Origin of the sequence: Rhodococcus sp. 05-2255-1e, assembly GCF_002259025.1 — a bacterium.
In the GTDB taxonomy this organism is placed as follows: domain Bacteria; phylum Actinomycetota; class Actinomycetes; order Mycobacteriales; family Mycobacteriaceae; genus Rhodococcoides; species Rhodococcoides fascians.
The window spans coordinates 524,654-539,734 of sequence record NZ_NOZE01000009.1; the positions used below are offsets into that span (position 1 = coordinate 524,654).

The window sequence follows — 15,081 nt, forward strand, 5'->3', positions numbered from 1 at the left end:
ATGACCACCTCGACAGCGCTTGCCCGAGCGGCCTACACGACGCTCGAACCCTTCCATGTGACCGCGTACTTCAATCCGGAACTCGGATCTGCGTACGAGGACACCGGACTCGACGGTCATGCCTGGTACGTGGGCGCACGGGCCGCGCCGATGGGTCCGTGCGCGCCCAGCGTCGTCGCGGCTGCGTTCTACAACTTCAACCCGGTGTTGATCGAGCAGGCGTGGCCGGCCGCTGTGGCCGTCGGTCTGGATGCAGTGTCCGATCGCCGGTGGGCACTGCTCGACTCCGTCCTCGGCGCAGCATTGGGTTCCTTGGCCTCCGAGACCGATCTCGCGACCATCGCGGAGCGATTGCGCAGCATCGGCGACGCGGCGTCCTTCGCCGGCCGTCCTCTCGCAGCAGCATGGCATTCCACCGAACGACCCGACGTGCCTCATCTCGCCCTGTGGCATTCGATCACCGTGCTGCGTGAGTGGCGGGGCGACGGCCACCTCGCCGCCTTGATCGACGCGGAACTCGACCCCGCGGAAGCAGCGGTGTTCCACGAAGCCGTCCGCCCGACACCGCAGCCCGGACGCCGAGCACTCGGCAAGCGCATCACACAGCTGACGCGACAGTGGTCCGAGACCGAATGGGATTCGGCTGCAGAGCGACTCGCCGTCCGGGGACTGCTCACCACTTCTGCCGAGGGGGAGACGTTGACCGAGGCCGGCACCGCTCTCGATCGGCACATCGAGGATCGCACCGACGCCATGGCTTCGGCAGTGTGGAAGACCGTTCCGGATGCGGAGCAGCTGATCACGAGCGCACGGCCCTACGTGAAAGCCGTGATCGACGCTGGTTTCCTCCCGGGGACCAAGAAGCGGTAGGGGTTACCGGTTCCCAGTGGTTCCGGGTCTCGGTCGTAGCGCTTCCTAGTCGTAAGGCCCGGAGATCGAGGCCTCTGCCAAGCGCGACAGCCCCTCTCGAATGTGCCTGGCCCACAGGCCGCCGATGCCGTCGACCGACTGCAGATCGGCTGCGGTGGCGGCCAGCAGGCCCTGCAAAGTGCCGAATGCGCCCACGAGTCGGTGAATCTGGCTGAACTGCAACCGCGGCACTCGCGTCAGTACGCGATAACCGCGCGGACTCATCGGGGTGTCCAACGCTTCGATGGTCGCGGGATAACCGAATGCCCGGGACAGAGTCGTCAGGTCCAACAGGTCGACATCGGTCAGCTTGTCCAGCGCCGCGAGTGCTTTCTCCACGCCGGTGGTGCTCGACGGTTCGTTGCCGGCGAGATAGTCGCGCACGATCAGTTGACGGTCGATGTCGTTGTCGCCCAACAACTCTTCGAGCTGGAGAGCGAGCTGACGGCCGTCGGTGCCGAGTTCGAGGACGTTCTGCTCGATTTCCACCGACACCCGTCGCACCATCTCGAGGCGCTGGGCGACGGTCAACGCGTCGCGCAGGGTCACGAAATCTTCGATCTCCACGACCGAGAGCTGACGCGTGTTCTCGTCGAGCCGGGCCTTGTATCGCTCGAGCGTGGCGACGGCCTGATTGGCGCGCGAGAGAATGGTGGCGGAGCCCTCGACGACGTGCCTGATGCCGCTGATGTAGACACTGACGATGCTCATCGACTGGCTCACGGAGACAACGGGATACCCGGTCTGCATCGCGGTTCGCTCGGCTGCGCGGTGTCGCGTGCCGGATTCGACGGTAGGAATCTTGTGGTCCGGGACGAGCTGAACATTGGCCCGAACGATGCGCTGCCCGTCGGTCGAAAGCACTACTGCGCCATCCATTTTCGACAGCTCGCGCAGTCGTGTCGGCGCGAATTCGACATCGAGCTCGAACCCGCCGTCGCAGATGGCCTCGACCTCTTCGTCGTAGCCCAGGACGATCAATCCGCCGGTGCGGCCGCGCAGGATTCGTTCGAGACCGTCCCGCAGGGCGGTGCCCGGTGCCAGTCGAGCGATGGTCTCGCGTAACGCCGGGGACTGCGCGGCGCCTTCCATGGCCAACCCCCTCGTGTCGTAACGGCATGCGGCAGATCTGGAGCTCGTGCCCAACAAAGACTAACGCGCCGCCGAATGCGGGCCACGCCGTTGCACACGGGCAGCGCCGTAAAGGGTACCGCCCGGTGTCATACCGGCCGCATACGCGTGTACGTCAGGGCCTCACCGACGTTGGTGACGGTTTTGACCTTGATGCCGGGCGGGATGGGTCCCGCGTCCTCGGGGACGATGGCGTAGTTGAACCCCAGTCTGGCTGCCTCGGCGAGGCGGCGCCCGAGCCCGGCAACGCGTCGTACCTCGCCGGCGAGCCCCACTTCCCCCAGAATCACCATTCCTGCGGGCAACGGTTGATCACGCACCGCCGACGCCACCGCAGCCGCCAGAGCCAAATCTGCGGACGGCTCACTCGTGCGCATCCCGCCGACCGTCGCGGCATAGACCTCGGCCTTGGACACCTTCACCCCGCACCGGCGTTCCAGGACGGCCAGAATCATCGCGACACGGGCGTGATCGAGTCCGCTGACCGCACGTCGCGGTGACGGCATGGCGGTGTCGACGATCAGTGCCTGCAACTCGGCCAGCAGCGGTCGCTTGCCGTCCATCGTGACGGTGACGGCGGTCCCGGGGACGGCGTCGTTGCGGTGATGCAGGAACAGCCCGGACGGGTCACTGATGCCGACGATTCCGGTCTCCCGCAACTCGAAGCAGCCCACCTCGTCCGAGGCACCGAACCGGTTCTTGACGCCGCGAATCATGCGCAGCGTGGAGTGCTTGTCGCCCTCGAAGTTGAGGACCACGTCGACGAGGTGTTCGAGCGAGCGCGGGCCTGCCACCGCGCCTTCCTTCGTCACGTGCCCCACGAGCAGAACGGCGACTCCGGTGGTCTTGGCCAGCGTGGTCAACGCACTGGTGATGGCGCGGACCTGAGTGACACCGCCGATGACGCCGTCGACGTCGGCGGCGAGCATGGTCTGCACCGAATCGACGATCAACAGGCTGGGCTTGACCTGTTCGACGTGTCCGAACACGGTTGCCAGATCGGACTCGGCGGCGAGAAAGACGCGCTCGTGCACCGCGCCGGTACGGTCTGCCCGCAGCCGAACCTGCCCTGCCGATTCCTCACCGGTGACGTAGAGCGCGCGGCGATCGGGAGCCGAACGCGCCCACCGATGCACCACCTCGAGCAGCAGCGTCGACTTGCCGACGCCCGGCTCGCCGGCCAGCAGAACGACCGAACCGGGGACCAGGCCGCCGCCGAGGACACGATCGAACTCGTCGATGCCGGTGGTGTTCGCCTGCGAGGTTGCGCTGCTGATGGTCGTCAGTGCAGCTGCGGGCGTCGTCGGGATCATGGCGCCGCCGCCCGAGCGGAGCGCCGATGCACCTGCGCGCGACGTGAGCGGTGCCGCGGTGGCCTGGACCTCGTCCATCGAGCCCCAGTCGCCGCATTCGGGACACCGGCCGACCCACTTGGAGACCGAATGATGACACGCGGAGCAGCGGTAGCTCGACTTCAGTTTGACCACGTCGGAAGCCTAACGATCGGCACCGACAGGTCCGGTGACCTCGTACGGAGGGGTCAGTGCCCGCCGCTGTGCTCGGAGACTGCCTCCTCGGAGCGCTCCAATTCGTGACCGGCGTCGACGGGCACGTTGACGACAACATCGCCCGCATTGGCGAACTCGAAGGTGACCGGCAGCGTCAGGCCCGGGCGCACGTTCTCGCTGATGTCGGCCATCTCGACCTTGATGAGCTGGATCGGAAGCAGAGGATCGTCCAGCTGCGTGTCGGCGGGTGATCCGGCACCGAGCGCGGTCAGCGGAGCGATCTCGGTGCTGCCCGGTTCTGCCTCGTCGACGATGGTGACCTGAGCCTCGGGAGAGGAGATCCCGGTCAGCTCGTCCGCCACGGCGGGGTTGGCGTTGATGGCCGTGAACCCGAGCTCGACGGTGCCGCCGGGCTCGATGCTGTACTCCTCGGAGGAGGGGTACACGACGTGCACGTTGCGAAGCTGAATGTCTCCGACGTCGACGGAATTGCCGTTGACCGCCGCGACCTGAGTGGCCGTCTGCGAGATCTGACCTGCGCCGCAGGCGGTGAGTACGAGGGTGCCACCAGCGAGAAGCGCGAGGGCGGCGGCCGTTCTGCGATGGCGGCCAAGCGGTGTCGCAGCGTCGATTGCAGTCACTTCGGTCGTCCTCCATGTGGTGCCGGGCCGGCTCGGTCCATCTCGTCCACTAGGCAGAGTAGTAGTTCTCGTCCACCGACCGCTCGTGGGGTCCGCCACTGCTCACGATGCGCCAGGTAGGGCAGCCTTCCGCACGGAACGGGGGTGTTACGACCGCGGCCGAAATGTGGCATCGGATACACGTCGAACGGTCTGTGTCAACCCCTGATTCGGCAGCACTGTGCCCCTGACCTGCGCCGTTGATATTGGGCGTGGTATTCTGGATAAATCGAAAGGGGCACTTGTCACATGATTTTCAAGGTCGGAGACACCGTCGTTTACCCCCATCACGGAGCGGCGCTGATCGAAGCGATAGAGACACGCACCATCAAGGGTGAACCGAGAGAGTACTTGGTTCTCAAGGTCGCGCAAGGCGACCTCACCGTTCGAGTCCCCGCGGACAATGCCGAGTACGTCGGCGTTCGCGATGTCGTCGGGCAAGAAGGCCTCGACAAAGTCTTTCAGGTGCTGCGCGCACCGCACACCGAAGAGCCCACCAACTGGTCGCGTCGCTACAAGGCCAACTTGGAGAAGCTGGCTTCCGGTGACGTGAACAAGGTGGCAGAGGTCGTTCGTGATCTCTGGCGTCGCGAACAGGATCGTGGATTGTCGGCAGGCGAGAAGCGGATGCTCGCCAAGGCGCGTCAGATCCTCGTCGGCGAGTTGGCACTGGCCGAGGGAACCGACCAGGCCAAGGCCGACACCATGCTCGACGAAGTTCTCGCCACCGCTTCGTAGAGTGAGCAGCTTCGCAGAATGAACAGCTTCGTAGCGTGAACGGTACCGCCGGCGACGTTGTCGCCCTGGTACCCGCAGCAGGTAAAGGCCTTCGGCTCGGACACGACGAGCCGAAGGCTTTCGTCTGTCTGGGTACCGACTCTCTTCTCACGCGGTCCGTGGACGGACTGCGTGCCTCGGGTGCCGTCGACCGCATCGTCGTCATCGTGCCCGTCGATCTGCTCGACGCGGCCCGCGGGCTCGTCGGCGACGACGTCACCGTCGTGGCAGGCGGCCGCGAACGCACCGATTCGGTGCGCGCCGGTCTCGCCGTCGTCGGAGGCGCTTCGGTCGTGCTCGTCCACGACGCCGCTCGCGCTCTCACCCCGCCCGCGTTGATCGCCCGCGTGGTCGCCGAGGTCCGAGCCGGACGCCCAGCGGTCATCCCGGTGCTGCCCGTCGTCGACACCGTCAAGGAAGTCGACCTCATGGGCGCTGTGGTCGGCACACCCGATCGCGCGAGTCTGCGTGCGGTCCAGACCCCGCAGGGCTTCGACGCCGACGTCCTGCGTCGTGCCTATGCCGCAGCTACCGACATCTCGACCGACGATGCGGGACTGGTCGAGCGGATAGGCGAGACGGTGCACACCATCGTCGGGGACGCCCTCGCATTCAAGATCACCACTCCGCACGACCTACTACTGGCAGAGGCGCTCCTATGAGAGTCGGCATCGGCACCGACGTCCACCCCATCGCTCCCGGCCGACCCTGCTGGCTGGCCGGACTGCTCTTCGAGGACGCGGACGGTCTCGAGGGCCACTCCGACGGCGACGTCGCCGCACACGCGCTGTGTGACGCCCTGCTGTCCGCTGCGGGCCTGGGCGATCTGGGGTCGGTCTTCGGTACCGGGCGTCCGGAGTGGGACGGGGTCAGTGGAGCCGCGATGCTGACCGAGGTACGACGGTTGCTCGACGCCGACGGGTTTGCGGTCGGCAACGCTGCGGTGCAGATCATCGGTAGTCGGCCCAAGATCGGACCGCGCCGCGTCGAGGCGCAGGACGTTCTCTCGGGTGTGCTCGGTGCCCCGGTGTCGGTGTCCGCGACCACCACCGATGGGCTCGGGCTGACCGGTCGCGGCGAAGGAATCGCGGCCGTCGCGACCGCACTTGTCATGACGAGGTAAAACCACCGGTAGCATTGCTGGTCGTGACCCTTCACCTACACGACACCGAGACGAGGGCCCTGCGGGAATTCACCCCCTTGGTCCCTGGCCATGTATCGGTGTACCTGTGTGGGGCAACGGTGCAGGGTGAGCCTCACATCGGCCACGTACGCAGCGGAGTGGCGTTCGACGTCCTGCGCCGCTGGCTGTTGGCACACGACTACGACGTCGCTTTCGTTCGCAACGTGACCGACATCGACGACAAGATCCTGAACAAGGCGCGCGACGCCGGTCGTCCGTGGTGGGAGTGGGCGGCAACGTACGAGCGTTCGTTCACCTGGGCCTACGACCGACTCGGTGTGCTGCCGCCGTCCGCCGAACCGCGTGCGACGGGCCACATCACTCAGATGGTCCAGATGATCGAGCGGCTGATCGAGCGTGGGCACGCGTATGCCGATTCGTGCGGAGACGTGTACTTCGACGTGCAGAGTTTCCCGAGTTACGGCGCGTTGTCCGGTCACAAGCTCGACGACGTACACCAGGGCGAGAGCGTTGCCGAGGGCAAGCGCGATCCTCGCGACTTCACGCTGTGGAAGGGTGCCAAGCCCGGCGAGCCCTCGTGGCCGACGCCGTGGGGTCCAGGCCGTCCCGGCTGGCATCTCGAGTGCTCGGCAATGGCGGAGACCTACCTCGGTCCGGACTTCGACATCCACTGCGGCGGTCTCGATCTCGTGTTCCCGCATCACGAGAACGAGCGAGCCCAATCCATGGCGGCCGGCGACGGCTTCTCGCGCTACTGGTTGCACAACGGCTGGGTGACGATGGGCGGCGAGAAGATGTCCAAGTCTCTCGGCAACGTCCTTTCGGTACCCAACGTGCTCAAAAAGGTTCGGCCGCAAGAACTTCGGTTCTACCTCGGTGGCGCGCACTATCGCTCGATGCTGGAGTACTCCGACACTGCGCTCGAGACCGCGGCGGTGACGTACCGGGGCATCGAAGGGTTCGTCCGGCGAGCCGTCGAACGTGCCGGTGACGTACCGATGGGCAAGTGGACCGCCGGATTTGCCGCGGCTCTCGACGACGATCTCGGAGTGCCCAAAGCGTTGGCCGAGATTCACGTCACCGTCACCCTCGGCAACACCGCCCTCGAGTCCGGTGACCTACCGGCAGCCGTGGAGCATGCGGGCAGCGTGCGGGCGATGCTCGACATCCTCGGTGTCGACCCCCTCGATCCGCACTGGTCGAGCGACAGTGGTTCTGATGCAGCAGCTCTCGGTGCACTCGGCGTTCTCGTCGAGGCCGAGCTGGAGCGTCGGGCAACGGCGAAGGCGACCAAGGACTGGGCCGTCGCCGACGAGATACGCGATCGACTGGCGCAGGCCGGAGTCGATGTGACAGATACACCCAACGGGCCCGAATGGTCGCTGGGTACGAGCAAGACCGACGAAGCAGGTTTGTGATGGCAGGCAATTCGAGTAGGCGCGGCGCAATCCGCAAGGACGGCACCAAGAAGGGTCAGGTCGCCGGATCCGGAGGCAAGCGTCGTAAGGGCCTCGAGGGCCGCGGCGCGACGCCCCCCGCCTCCGAGCGCACCAAGCATCCCGCAGCGCGTCGGGCCAAGCTCGCCGAGAAGTCCGCGCAGAACCGCGGCGGTACCACCGGAGGACGCGCGGGTGGACGCCCGGCCGGACGTAAGGCCGAAGACGGTCCCGAGGTGGTACTCGGGCGCAACCCGGTCGTCGAGTGCCTGCGTGCAGGCGTGCCCGCCACCGCCCTGTGGGTTGCCGTCGGCACCGACAGCGACGATCGACTCAAGGAAGCCGTGCAGCGCGCAGGCGACGCACGGATCTCCATCCTCGAAGTTCCCCGCTCCGATCTGGACAAGCTCAGCGCCAACGGACTGCACCAGGGCCTGGCCCTGCAGGTGCCGCCGTACCGCTACGCGCACCCCGACGATCTGATCTCGAATGCGCGCACGCACCAGGAACCCGCACTTCTCGTGGCGCTCGACAACATCACCGACCCGCGCAACCTCGGTGCCGTCGTGCGTTCGGTGGCCGCGTTCGGTGGTCACGGCGTCGTGATTCCGCAGCGTCGCAGCGCCAGCGTGTCCGCGGTGGCATGGCGCACCAGCGCCGGTGCCGCAGCCCGACTGCCCATCGCGCGGGCGGTCAATCTGACTCGCACACTGAAGGATTGGCAGTCCAAGGGCGTCACCGTCGTCGGCCTCGACGCAGGCGGCGACACCGACCTCGACACCTTCGACGGTAAGGGCCCAGTCGTCATCGTCGTCGGATCCGAGGGCAAGGGCCTCTCGCGTCTGGTCAGCGAGACCTGTGACCACATCCTGTCGATCCCGATGGCCGGGCCGGTGGAATCGCTCAACGCATCCGTCGCGGCCGGCGTCGTGCTGGCCGACATCGCGCGTCAGCGTCGCGGCTGAACCTCACACCCTTTCTGCGAACCTCAACCCCTGCTATGACTCGAGTGGGCGTGTGAGGTCGAGAAGAAGGGTGTGAGGTTGCGCTGGGCCGGTCTCAACGGACAGTGCGGAACCGTATCTGTGTTGCGGGGATCAGTTGCGCGGCGGCGGACACATCGTTCGCGGTGACGACGGCGATCACCGGATAGCCGCCCGTGACGGGATGGTCGGCGAGAAACAACACCGGCTGTCCCGATGGCGGCACCTGTAGTGCCCCGAGAACCATTCCCTCGCTGGGCAATTCGTCGTCGACCGCGCGGGTCAAGGGCTCCGCGCCGTCGAGCCTGATGCCGACGCGATCCGAATCCTGCGTGACCGTCCATGGCTGCTGCACCAGAACTGATCGGGCATGCTCGGTGAACCAGTCATCGCGCGGGCCGAACGTGATGTGCAGTGTCTGCTCGAGCCGGGTCGGTACTACGAAATTCGTTGCAGGCCAATGGTCTGTGGCGTCGCCGACCGGGAGCACCGTGCCGGGGGAGAGCCGAGCGGGCCCGAGGCCCGACATCGTGTCCGTCGATCTGCTGCCGAGAACCGACGGGACGTCGATGCCTCCCCGGACGGCGAGGTAGCTGCGCAGACCCGATGAGGGCGGCGACAGAGTCAACTCCTGCCCGGCTCGGACCACGAGCGTCGAATGCAGTCCCTGCACGGTGCCGTCCACGCGGCAGATCACGTGCGCTCCGGTGACGGCCATGACGGCGTCGAACTCGGCTCGGACCTGCAGGCCACCGAACGTCACTTCCAGGGTGGCGGCACCGGAGTCGTTGCCCACCAGACGATTTGCCGCATCGTGTGAACGGAGATCCGCTGCACCGGATCGTCCGACGCCCACCGCCGCGTGGCCACGTCGTCCACGATCCTGGACGGTGCACAGCGGTCCCGTCTGCAGGACGGTCAGGGTCTTCATGTCGACTCGAATCGGACGGTGGTGCCGGGTGTGAGCAGTGCCGGTGGAGTGCGCTCGCTGTCCCACAGCGTAACGTCGCTGCGGCCGATCAACTGCCATCCCCCGGGTGAGGATCGCGGGTAGATGCCGGAGAACTCGCCGGCCAGACCCACTGCGCCTGCCGGGACGCTGGTGCGCGGTGAATCACGTCGCGGCACGTGCAGTCGGGTGTCGGTGCCGACGAGGTAGCCGAAGCCGGGCGCGAAGCCTCCGAACGCGACCGTCCAGGTCTGTTCCGTATGCGCTGCAACCACTTCGGCGGTGGACAGGCCCGTCAGGCGGGCGACGTCGTCGAGATCTGCGCCGTCGTAGGTGACGGGAATCGTGACCGCCTCGGATGCGGCAGTGGGGTCGTCGACAGCGGGTTCCAGCGCCGCGACCCACTCGAGTATCGGTGCCGGTGCCCCGTCGAAGATCACCAGCACGGTGCGGGCGGCAGGAACCAGATCGACGACCGCGTCCGGCCGTTGGCGGACCATGGACCGGTGGTACGACATGGTCTCGGGCAGGTCGGCGAACTCGATCAGCAGCGCGTTCTCGCCTGCGGGTAGGAGGCGCATCAGACGAAGGGTGTGATATCGACAGCGTTGACGCGCAACAGATCCCGCACGGCATTCGCCATCGCCACTGCGCCGGGGGAGTCGCCGTGCAAGCAGATCGATTCGGCGCGGACTTCGACCGTTGTGCCGTCCACCGCCTCGACCGTACCGTCGGTGATCATCGTCAGTACCCGCTCGGCGACCGCCTCCGGGGCGCTGAGCACGGCTCCCGGTTCCGAGCGCGAGACCAGAGTTCCCTGTGGGGTGTAGGCGCGATCGGCGAAAGCCTCTGCGACCGTGCGTAACCCGACGCGTTCGGCTTCGTCGAGGAATGCCGAACCGGGCAGTCCGAGTACCGGCAGGTGCGGGTCGTACGCGGCTACTGCCTCGGCGACGGCTTTCGCTTGCTCGCGGTGATGCACGATCGCGTTGTACAGCGCCCCGTGCGGTTTGACGTACGTGACGGCCGAACCGGCCACTCGGGCAAGGCCGTCGAGGGCACCGATCTGGTAGATCACGTCGGCGGTGAGGTCTGCGGGGGCGACGTCGAGAAAGCGTCGACCGAATCCGGCGAGGTCCTGATAGCCGACCTGAGCCCCGATCCGCACGCCCGCGTTCGCAGCAGAGCGGCAGGTGCGCAGCAGAGTGGTCGGATCACCGGCGTGAAAGCCGCACGCGACGTTGGCACTGGACACCACTGCGAGCATCGCGTCGTCGTCGCCCAGAGTCCACGCACCGTAGCTTTCGCCGAGATCGGCGTTGAGATCGATGGCCGTCACCTTGGACAGTCTAGGCGGCGACGAGCCGTCCGGAATTGGCCTTGCGGGTTGCCCCGATGCCGCGGCAGAGGAGGTAGATGACGAACGAGATGGTCGTGACGAAGGTCGAGACCGGGAGCCCCGGAGCGAGCGAGAGCAAGATGCCACCGACAGCGGCGATCTCGGCGAACAGGATGGACAGCAGCGTCGCCTTCAGCGGGCTGGCCGTGACCCGCGCGGCGGCCGCGGCCGGGGTGATGAGCAGTGAGAGCACCAGCAGCGCGCCGACGATCTGCACGCCGAGTGCACAGGCAACACCGACGAGTACGGCGAACACGACCGAGAGCGCGCGGACGGGGACGCCGCGGGCCAGGGCCACCTCGGGGTCGGTGCTGGCGAACAACAGCGGGCGGTACACGACGGTGAGGACGATCAGCACGAGGACGGCGCACACCAGCAGCAGCTGGATTCCGCTCTGCCCGACGCCGACGATCTGGCCGATGAGCAACGAGAAGCTGGTACCGGTTCGGCCCGGGTACAGCCAGATGAACAGCACCGACAGGCCGAGACCGAACGACATGATGACGCCGATGACCGAGTCGCGGTCGCGGGCCTTGTTGCCGAGCAGGGCGAACATCACCGCGGCGACGACGGAACCGACGATGGCCCCGAGTCCGACGGTGATACCAACGAGCAGTGCTGCGGACGCACCGGTGAGGGAGAGTTCACTCGATCCGTGTACCGCGAAGGCCCACTGCCTACTGACGATGAGCGGTCCGAGCGCGCCGGCGAGCAATCCGAGAATGGCAGCGGCGATCAACGCCTGCTGAACGAAGTCGTAGCTCAGCAGATTCGCCGTGGTGTCGAAGTCGAGCATTTTCGAGAATGCGTCGAGAACCTTCTCGTTCATGCCTTGTCTTCTCCGTCGTGCGGTACGGGTGGGTGGTGGGCGCCGGCCGAGCCGAGCGCATCGATCGAGTCGCCGGTTCCGACGACGACGAGCCGACCGCGAACCTTCAACACCTCGACCTCCGTGCCGTACAGCTCGGACAACACCTCGGTGGTCATGACGTCCTCGGGAGTCCCGATCCGGAACCGGCCGTCGACGATGTAGACGACGCGGTCGACGAGCGGAAGGATCGGGTTGATCTCGTGCGTCACGAACAGCACGGCTGTGTCGTGCTCCCGCCGTCGGCGATCGATGAGGCCGGAGACCAACGATTGGTTGGCGAGGTCGAGGCTGAGCAGGGGCTCGTCGCACAGCAGTACCGACGGATCGCCGACGAGTGCCTGGGCGATCCGCAGTCGCTGCTGTTCACCACCGGACATCGAGCCGACCGGTGCGCCGGCGAAGGAATTAGCGTCGACCTGATCGATGGCGCGCTGCACCGTCTCCTTGCGCTGCCGCATGCCGCGCAGTCCCATGCCCCATTTGTGGCCGTCCCAGCCCAGACCGACGAGATCGCGTCCGCGTAGCGGCAGATCGTCGTCGATGTTGCGTTGCTGGGGGACGTACCCCACGCCCGACTGGCCGCGGCGAACGGGACTGCCGCCGATCGACGCGGTGCCGGACGTGAGGTGGTTCTGACCGAGCAGCACCTTGAGCAACGACGTCTTGCCCGACCCGTTGGGGCCGAGGACGGCGACGAACTCGCCCGCCGCGACGGACAGATCCAGGTTCTGCCAGAGGGTGCGGTCGCCGAAGGCCAGTCCGGCATCGCGCAGTTCTACAGCAGGCATGCGTTACAGCTTTCCATCAGCTGCCCACCGATCGGGAAGCGGATCGGCTCACGGGTTGGTGCTGAGCGCGGCCTGCAGGTCCGTCGCGGCCTTGGTCTGCCACTCGATGAACGTCATCCCGGCGGGCAGAGTTTCGGTGACCTCGACGACGGGGATGCCCGCAGCCTCGCTGGTGGTGCGAATGTCCTGTGTGACAGCGTCTTCGGTCTGAGTGTTGTAGACCAGCGCGCGGACGGACTTGGACGTGAACAGATCCCGTGTCGAGGCGATCGATGCGGGCGACGGGTCGTTGCCCTCCTCGATGGCGTCCTTGAAGTCCTCGGGAGTGCGGTCGTCGAGATCGGACTCCTCGAGGAGGTAGTGCGCGATCGGTTCGGTCTGGGCCACCGGTGCGTTCGGGAACTCGGCGGCGATCCGGTCCGTCACGTCGGTGATGGCGTGGATCTGCTCGTGGAACGTTTCGGCGTTGGCGGTGTACTGCGCGGCGTTGTCCGGGTCTAGCTGACCGAGCTTGTCGGCGATCTCCTCGGCGGTGTGCGCTGCGACCTCGGCGTTGTACCAGACGTGTTCGTTGACCTCACCGTGCGAGTGGCCGTCTTCGGTCGCGGGCTCGGTTGCGGACTCTGTTGCTGCCTCGGACGTCGTCTCGGAGTCGTGATCGTGGTCCGCGTCGAGCAACGTGAAGGCATCGACGGACGGCACGTCCTTGCCCTCGGAGCCGAGGATGTCCTCGATGAACTGGTCGTAGCCACCGCCGTTGTAGACCACCAAGGACGCCTCGGCAACCGCGGCAGCGTCACCGGGGCTCGCCTCGTACGAGTGTGGATCTGCCGACGGGTCGGCGATGATCGACTTCACGGTGGCCAGGTCGCCCGCAACGGCCTCGGCAACGCTGCCCCACACGTTCGTCGACGCGACGATCGTGATCGGACCGTCGACGGGGTTGGCCGGAGCGGACTCGGTGCTCGTCGGCTCGTTCGAGCTGCACGCGGTCAGTGCCAGCGCGGCAGCGCAGGTCAGGCCGATGAGGGCCGAGCTCTTGACCCGAGACGGGCGGTGGAAGGACGACATCGATGTACTCCTGAAGGCAGGGCTTGACGCTAATGGAAACCGTTACCGTTGTACTCTAGCTCTCGGGCGGGCTCGGTATCGAATCGGACGAGCCCAACCTCGATTTTCACTGCAGCGTGGTGTGGGACTAACGTCCCGGTTATGGCCAGGTCAAGCGAGCCCCGACGTCAGGCGACGTTGGCGTCGATCGCAGCCGAGCTGAAGGTATCGCGAACCACCGTCTCGAATGCCTACAACCGACCCGATCAACTCTCGCCCGAACTGCGCGAACGCGTTCTCCAGGCAGCCAAGCGACGCGGTTACGCAGGCCCGGACCCGGTCGCGCGATCGTTGCGCACCCGCAAAGCCGGAGCCATCGGACTCCTGCTCACCGAAGCCCTCAGCTACTCCTTCCGCGACCCCGCCGCCATGAGCTTCCTCGCCGGTCTCGCCGAATCCTGCGAGGCCGCAGGACAAGGACTGCTGCTCATCCCCGCCGGAGCCGAACGCGACGACGTCCAAGCCGCAGCCGTCGTCCAACAAGCAGGGGTCGACGGATTCGTCGTCTACTCCGTCGCCGACGACGACCCCTACCTGGCCGCAGTGCGCGAACGACACCTACCGATCGTCGTGTGCGACCAACCCCGCAACATCCCCGAGGCCGCCCTCGTCGCAATCGACGACCGCGTCGCCATGAAAATGCTCGCCGCACATCTGATCTCGCTGGGACACGAACATCTTGCAGTGCTGTGCATGCGGCTCGGACGCGACCGCCGCGATGGCGTCGTACCCCCCGGGCGGCTGGCCGACAGTCACTTCCACGTCCAACGTGAACGTATCGCCGGAGTCCAGGCCGCCATGATCGACGCCGGACTCGACCCCGACACCCTCACCGTCGTCGAACGATTCGACCACACCGTGCGCTCCGGCCACTCCGCCGCAGCCCAGGCACTACAGGCCAACCGCGAGACCACCGCACTGCTCTGCACCACCGACGTCATCGCCCTCGGTGCACTCAACTTCGCCAGAGTCTCGGGAATCGATGTGCCGAGCCAACTCTCGGTCACCGGATTCGACGGCATCTCCGACGCCATTCGCGAGAACCTGACCACCGTGCGCCAGGACGCCGAGGAAAAAGGCCGCCGCGCAGGCAAACTGGTGCTCTCGTCCTCGCACTCGGGCATCGTCGCCGCCGAAACACTCCCGACCGAACTCTTCCGCGGCCGCACCGCAGCACCGCCGCCGGCTCAACCGCCCGCAATCGCCTGACCTGTCCTCGCGCGCTCACTCCAGATTTGCGCCCCAGATCTGCGCCCCTTTTGGGATCAATGTGGGTTTCAGTCACTCAGAGTGCAACAAAGCCACATTCATTCAGTGTCGGTTGGAACCCCGTTCGGGATGAATGTGGGTTTCAGTCAGTCTGAGTGCAACAAAGGCGCATTGATCCCAACTGGGG

Annotated in this window: 16 protein-coding genes; 7 read left to right on the forward strand and 9 right to left on the reverse strand. The window is 66.5% G+C overall.

Features of this window, described 5'->3' with window-relative positions; all coding sequences use genetic code 11:
- Positions 1-870 carry an SCO6745 family protein gene (locus CH262_RS05825; protein ID WP_094717210.1) on the forward strand — a complete coding sequence of 290 codons (870 nt, stop codon included), beginning with the start codon at positions 1-3 and terminating at the stop codon, positions 868-870.
- A gap of 45 nt (positions 871-915) precedes the next feature.
- On the opposite strand, the gene disA is transcribed toward CH262_RS05825, so the two are convergent.
- From disA to CH262_RS05840, 3 genes are all read right to left on the reverse strand, one after another.
- Positions 916-2,001, reverse strand: a complete 1,086-nt coding sequence (disA, locus tag CH262_RS05830; protein ID WP_027494347.1) for a DNA integrity scanning diadenylate cyclase DisA — start codon at positions 1,999-2,001, stop codon at positions 916-918.
- Positions 2,002-2,129: 128 nt separating this feature from the next.
- Positions 2,130-3,527 carry a DNA repair protein RadA gene (gene radA / locus CH262_RS05835; RefSeq protein WP_027494346.1) on the reverse strand — a complete coding sequence of 466 codons (1,398 nt, stop codon included), beginning with the start codon at positions 3,525-3,527 and terminating at the stop codon, positions 2,130-2,132.
- 53 nt (positions 3,528-3,580) lie between these two features.
- Positions 3,581-4,189, reverse strand: a complete 609-nt coding sequence (locus tag CH262_RS05840) for a hypothetical protein (RefSeq protein ID WP_027494345.1) — start codon at positions 4,187-4,189, stop codon at positions 3,581-3,583.
- A gap of 288 nt (positions 4,190-4,477) precedes the next feature.
- Between CH262_RS05840 and CH262_RS05845 the strand changes: the two genes are divergently transcribed.
- From CH262_RS05845 to rlmB, 5 genes are read left to right on the forward strand one after another with little or no spacing between them, the layout of a single operon-like run.
- Positions 4,478-4,966, forward strand: coding sequence for a CarD family transcriptional regulator (locus CH262_RS05845; protein ID WP_027494344.1), 489 nt, complete (start codon positions 4,478-4,480; stop codon positions 4,964-4,966).
- Between the two features lie 35 nt (positions 4,967-5,001).
- On the forward strand, positions 5,002-5,667 hold the full coding sequence (ispD, locus tag CH262_RS05850) for a 2-C-methyl-D-erythritol 4-phosphate cytidylyltransferase (protein ID WP_094717211.1): 666 nt from the start codon (positions 5,002-5,004) through the stop codon (positions 5,665-5,667).
- Positions 5,664-6,128 carry a 2-C-methyl-D-erythritol 2,4-cyclodiphosphate synthase gene (ispF, locus tag CH262_RS05855; RefSeq protein WP_094717212.1) on the forward strand — a complete coding sequence of 155 codons (465 nt, stop codon included), beginning with the start codon at positions 5,664-5,666 and terminating at the stop codon, positions 6,126-6,128. Before ispD ends, ispF begins: the two co-directional genes overlap by 4 nt.
- Before the next feature lie 23 nt (positions 6,129-6,151).
- Complete coding sequence (gene cysS, locus CH262_RS05860) at positions 6,152-7,567, forward strand: cysteine--tRNA ligase (protein ID WP_094717374.1); 1,416 nt, start codon at positions 6,152-6,154, stop codon at positions 7,565-7,567.
- Complete coding sequence (gene rlmB / locus CH262_RS05865) at positions 7,567-8,550, forward strand: 23S rRNA (guanosine(2251)-2'-O)-methyltransferase RlmB (RefSeq protein WP_032373657.1); 984 nt, start codon at positions 7,567-7,569, stop codon at positions 8,548-8,550. The genes cysS and rlmB overlap by 1 nt, the downstream gene beginning before the upstream one ends.
- A gap of 94 nt (positions 8,551-8,644) precedes the next feature.
- On the opposite strand, the gene CH262_RS05870 is transcribed toward rlmB, so the two are convergent.
- The 6 genes from CH262_RS05870 to CH262_RS05895 are packed head-to-tail and all read right to left on the reverse strand — an operon-like array spanning position 8,645 to position 13,646.
- Complete coding sequence (locus CH262_RS05870; RefSeq protein WP_094717213.1) at positions 8,645-9,499, reverse strand: biotin-dependent carboxyltransferase family protein; 855 nt, start codon at positions 9,497-9,499, stop codon at positions 8,645-8,647.
- Entirely contained in the window at positions 9,496-10,098 is a 603-nt protein-coding gene (gene pxpB, locus CH262_RS05875) for a 5-oxoprolinase subunit PxpB (RefSeq protein WP_094717214.1), read from the reverse strand. The genes CH262_RS05870 and pxpB overlap by 4 nt, the downstream gene beginning before the upstream one ends.
- Positions 10,098-10,856, reverse strand: coding sequence for a LamB/YcsF family protein (locus CH262_RS05880; RefSeq protein ID WP_094717215.1), 759 nt, complete (start codon positions 10,854-10,856; stop codon positions 10,098-10,100). Before CH262_RS05880 ends, pxpB begins: the two co-directional genes overlap by 1 nt.
- Positions 10,857-10,866: 10 nt before the next feature.
- Entirely contained in the window at positions 10,867-11,745 is an 879-nt protein-coding gene (locus CH262_RS05885; protein ID WP_027494336.1) for a metal ABC transporter permease, read from the reverse strand.
- Positions 11,742-12,575 carry a metal ABC transporter ATP-binding protein gene (locus CH262_RS05890; protein WP_027494335.1) on the reverse strand — a complete coding sequence of 278 codons (834 nt, stop codon included), beginning with the start codon at positions 12,573-12,575 and terminating at the stop codon, positions 11,742-11,744. The genes CH262_RS05885 and CH262_RS05890 overlap by 4 nt, the downstream gene beginning before the upstream one ends.
- Before the next feature lie 48 nt (positions 12,576-12,623).
- A complete protein-coding gene (locus CH262_RS05895) occupies positions 12,624-13,646 on the reverse strand; it encodes a metal ABC transporter solute-binding protein, Zn/Mn family (RefSeq protein WP_032386084.1) in 1,023 nt (340 codons plus the stop codon).
- Positions 13,647-13,787: 141 nt separating this feature from the next.
- Between CH262_RS05895 and CH262_RS05900 the strand changes: the two genes are divergently transcribed.
- A complete protein-coding gene (locus tag CH262_RS05900; RefSeq protein WP_032364921.1) occupies positions 13,788-14,894 on the forward strand; it encodes a LacI family DNA-binding transcriptional regulator in 1,107 nt (368 codons plus the stop codon).
- Positions 14,895-15,081: the final 187 nt, after the last annotated feature.

Coding starts and splice junctions, on each gene's coding strand:
- pxpB (WP_094717214.1), bottom strand. CDS start 10,098: ATGCGCCTCCTACCCGCAGGCGAGAACGCGCTGCTGATCGAGTTCGCC.
- CH262_RS05825 (WP_094717210.1), top strand. CDS start 1: ATGACCACCTCGACAGCGCTTGCCCGAGCGGCCTACACGACGCTCGAA.
- CH262_RS05895 (WP_032386084.1), bottom strand. CDS start 13,646: ATGTCGTCCTTCCACCGCCCGTCTCGGGTCAAGAGCTCGGCCCTCATC.
- CH262_RS05870 (WP_094717213.1), bottom strand. CDS start 9,499: ATGAAGACCCTGACCGTCCTGCAGACGGGACCGCTGTGCACCGTCCAG.
- CH262_RS05890 (WP_027494335.1), bottom strand. CDS start 12,575: ATGCCTGCTGTAGAACTGCGCGATGCCGGACTGGCCTTCGGCGACCGC.
- CH262_RS05885 (WP_027494336.1), bottom strand. CDS start 11,745: ATGAACGAGAAGGTTCTCGACGCATTCTCGAAAATGCTCGACTTCGAC.
- CH262_RS05845 (WP_027494344.1), top strand. CDS start 4,478: ATGATTTTCAAGGTCGGAGACACCGTCGTTTACCCCCATCACGGAGCG.
- disA (WP_027494347.1), bottom strand. CDS start 2,001: ATGGAAGGCGCCGCGCAGTCCCCGGCGTTACGCGAGACCATCGCTCGA.
- ispF (WP_094717212.1), top strand. CDS start 5,664: ATGAGAGTCGGCATCGGCACCGACGTCCACCCCATCGCTCCCGGCCGA.
- rlmB (WP_032373657.1), top strand. CDS start 7,567: ATGGCAGGCAATTCGAGTAGGCGCGGCGCAATCCGCAAGGACGGCACC.
- CH262_RS05900 (WP_032364921.1), top strand. CDS start 13,788: ATGGCCAGGTCAAGCGAGCCCCGACGTCAGGCGACGTTGGCGTCGATC.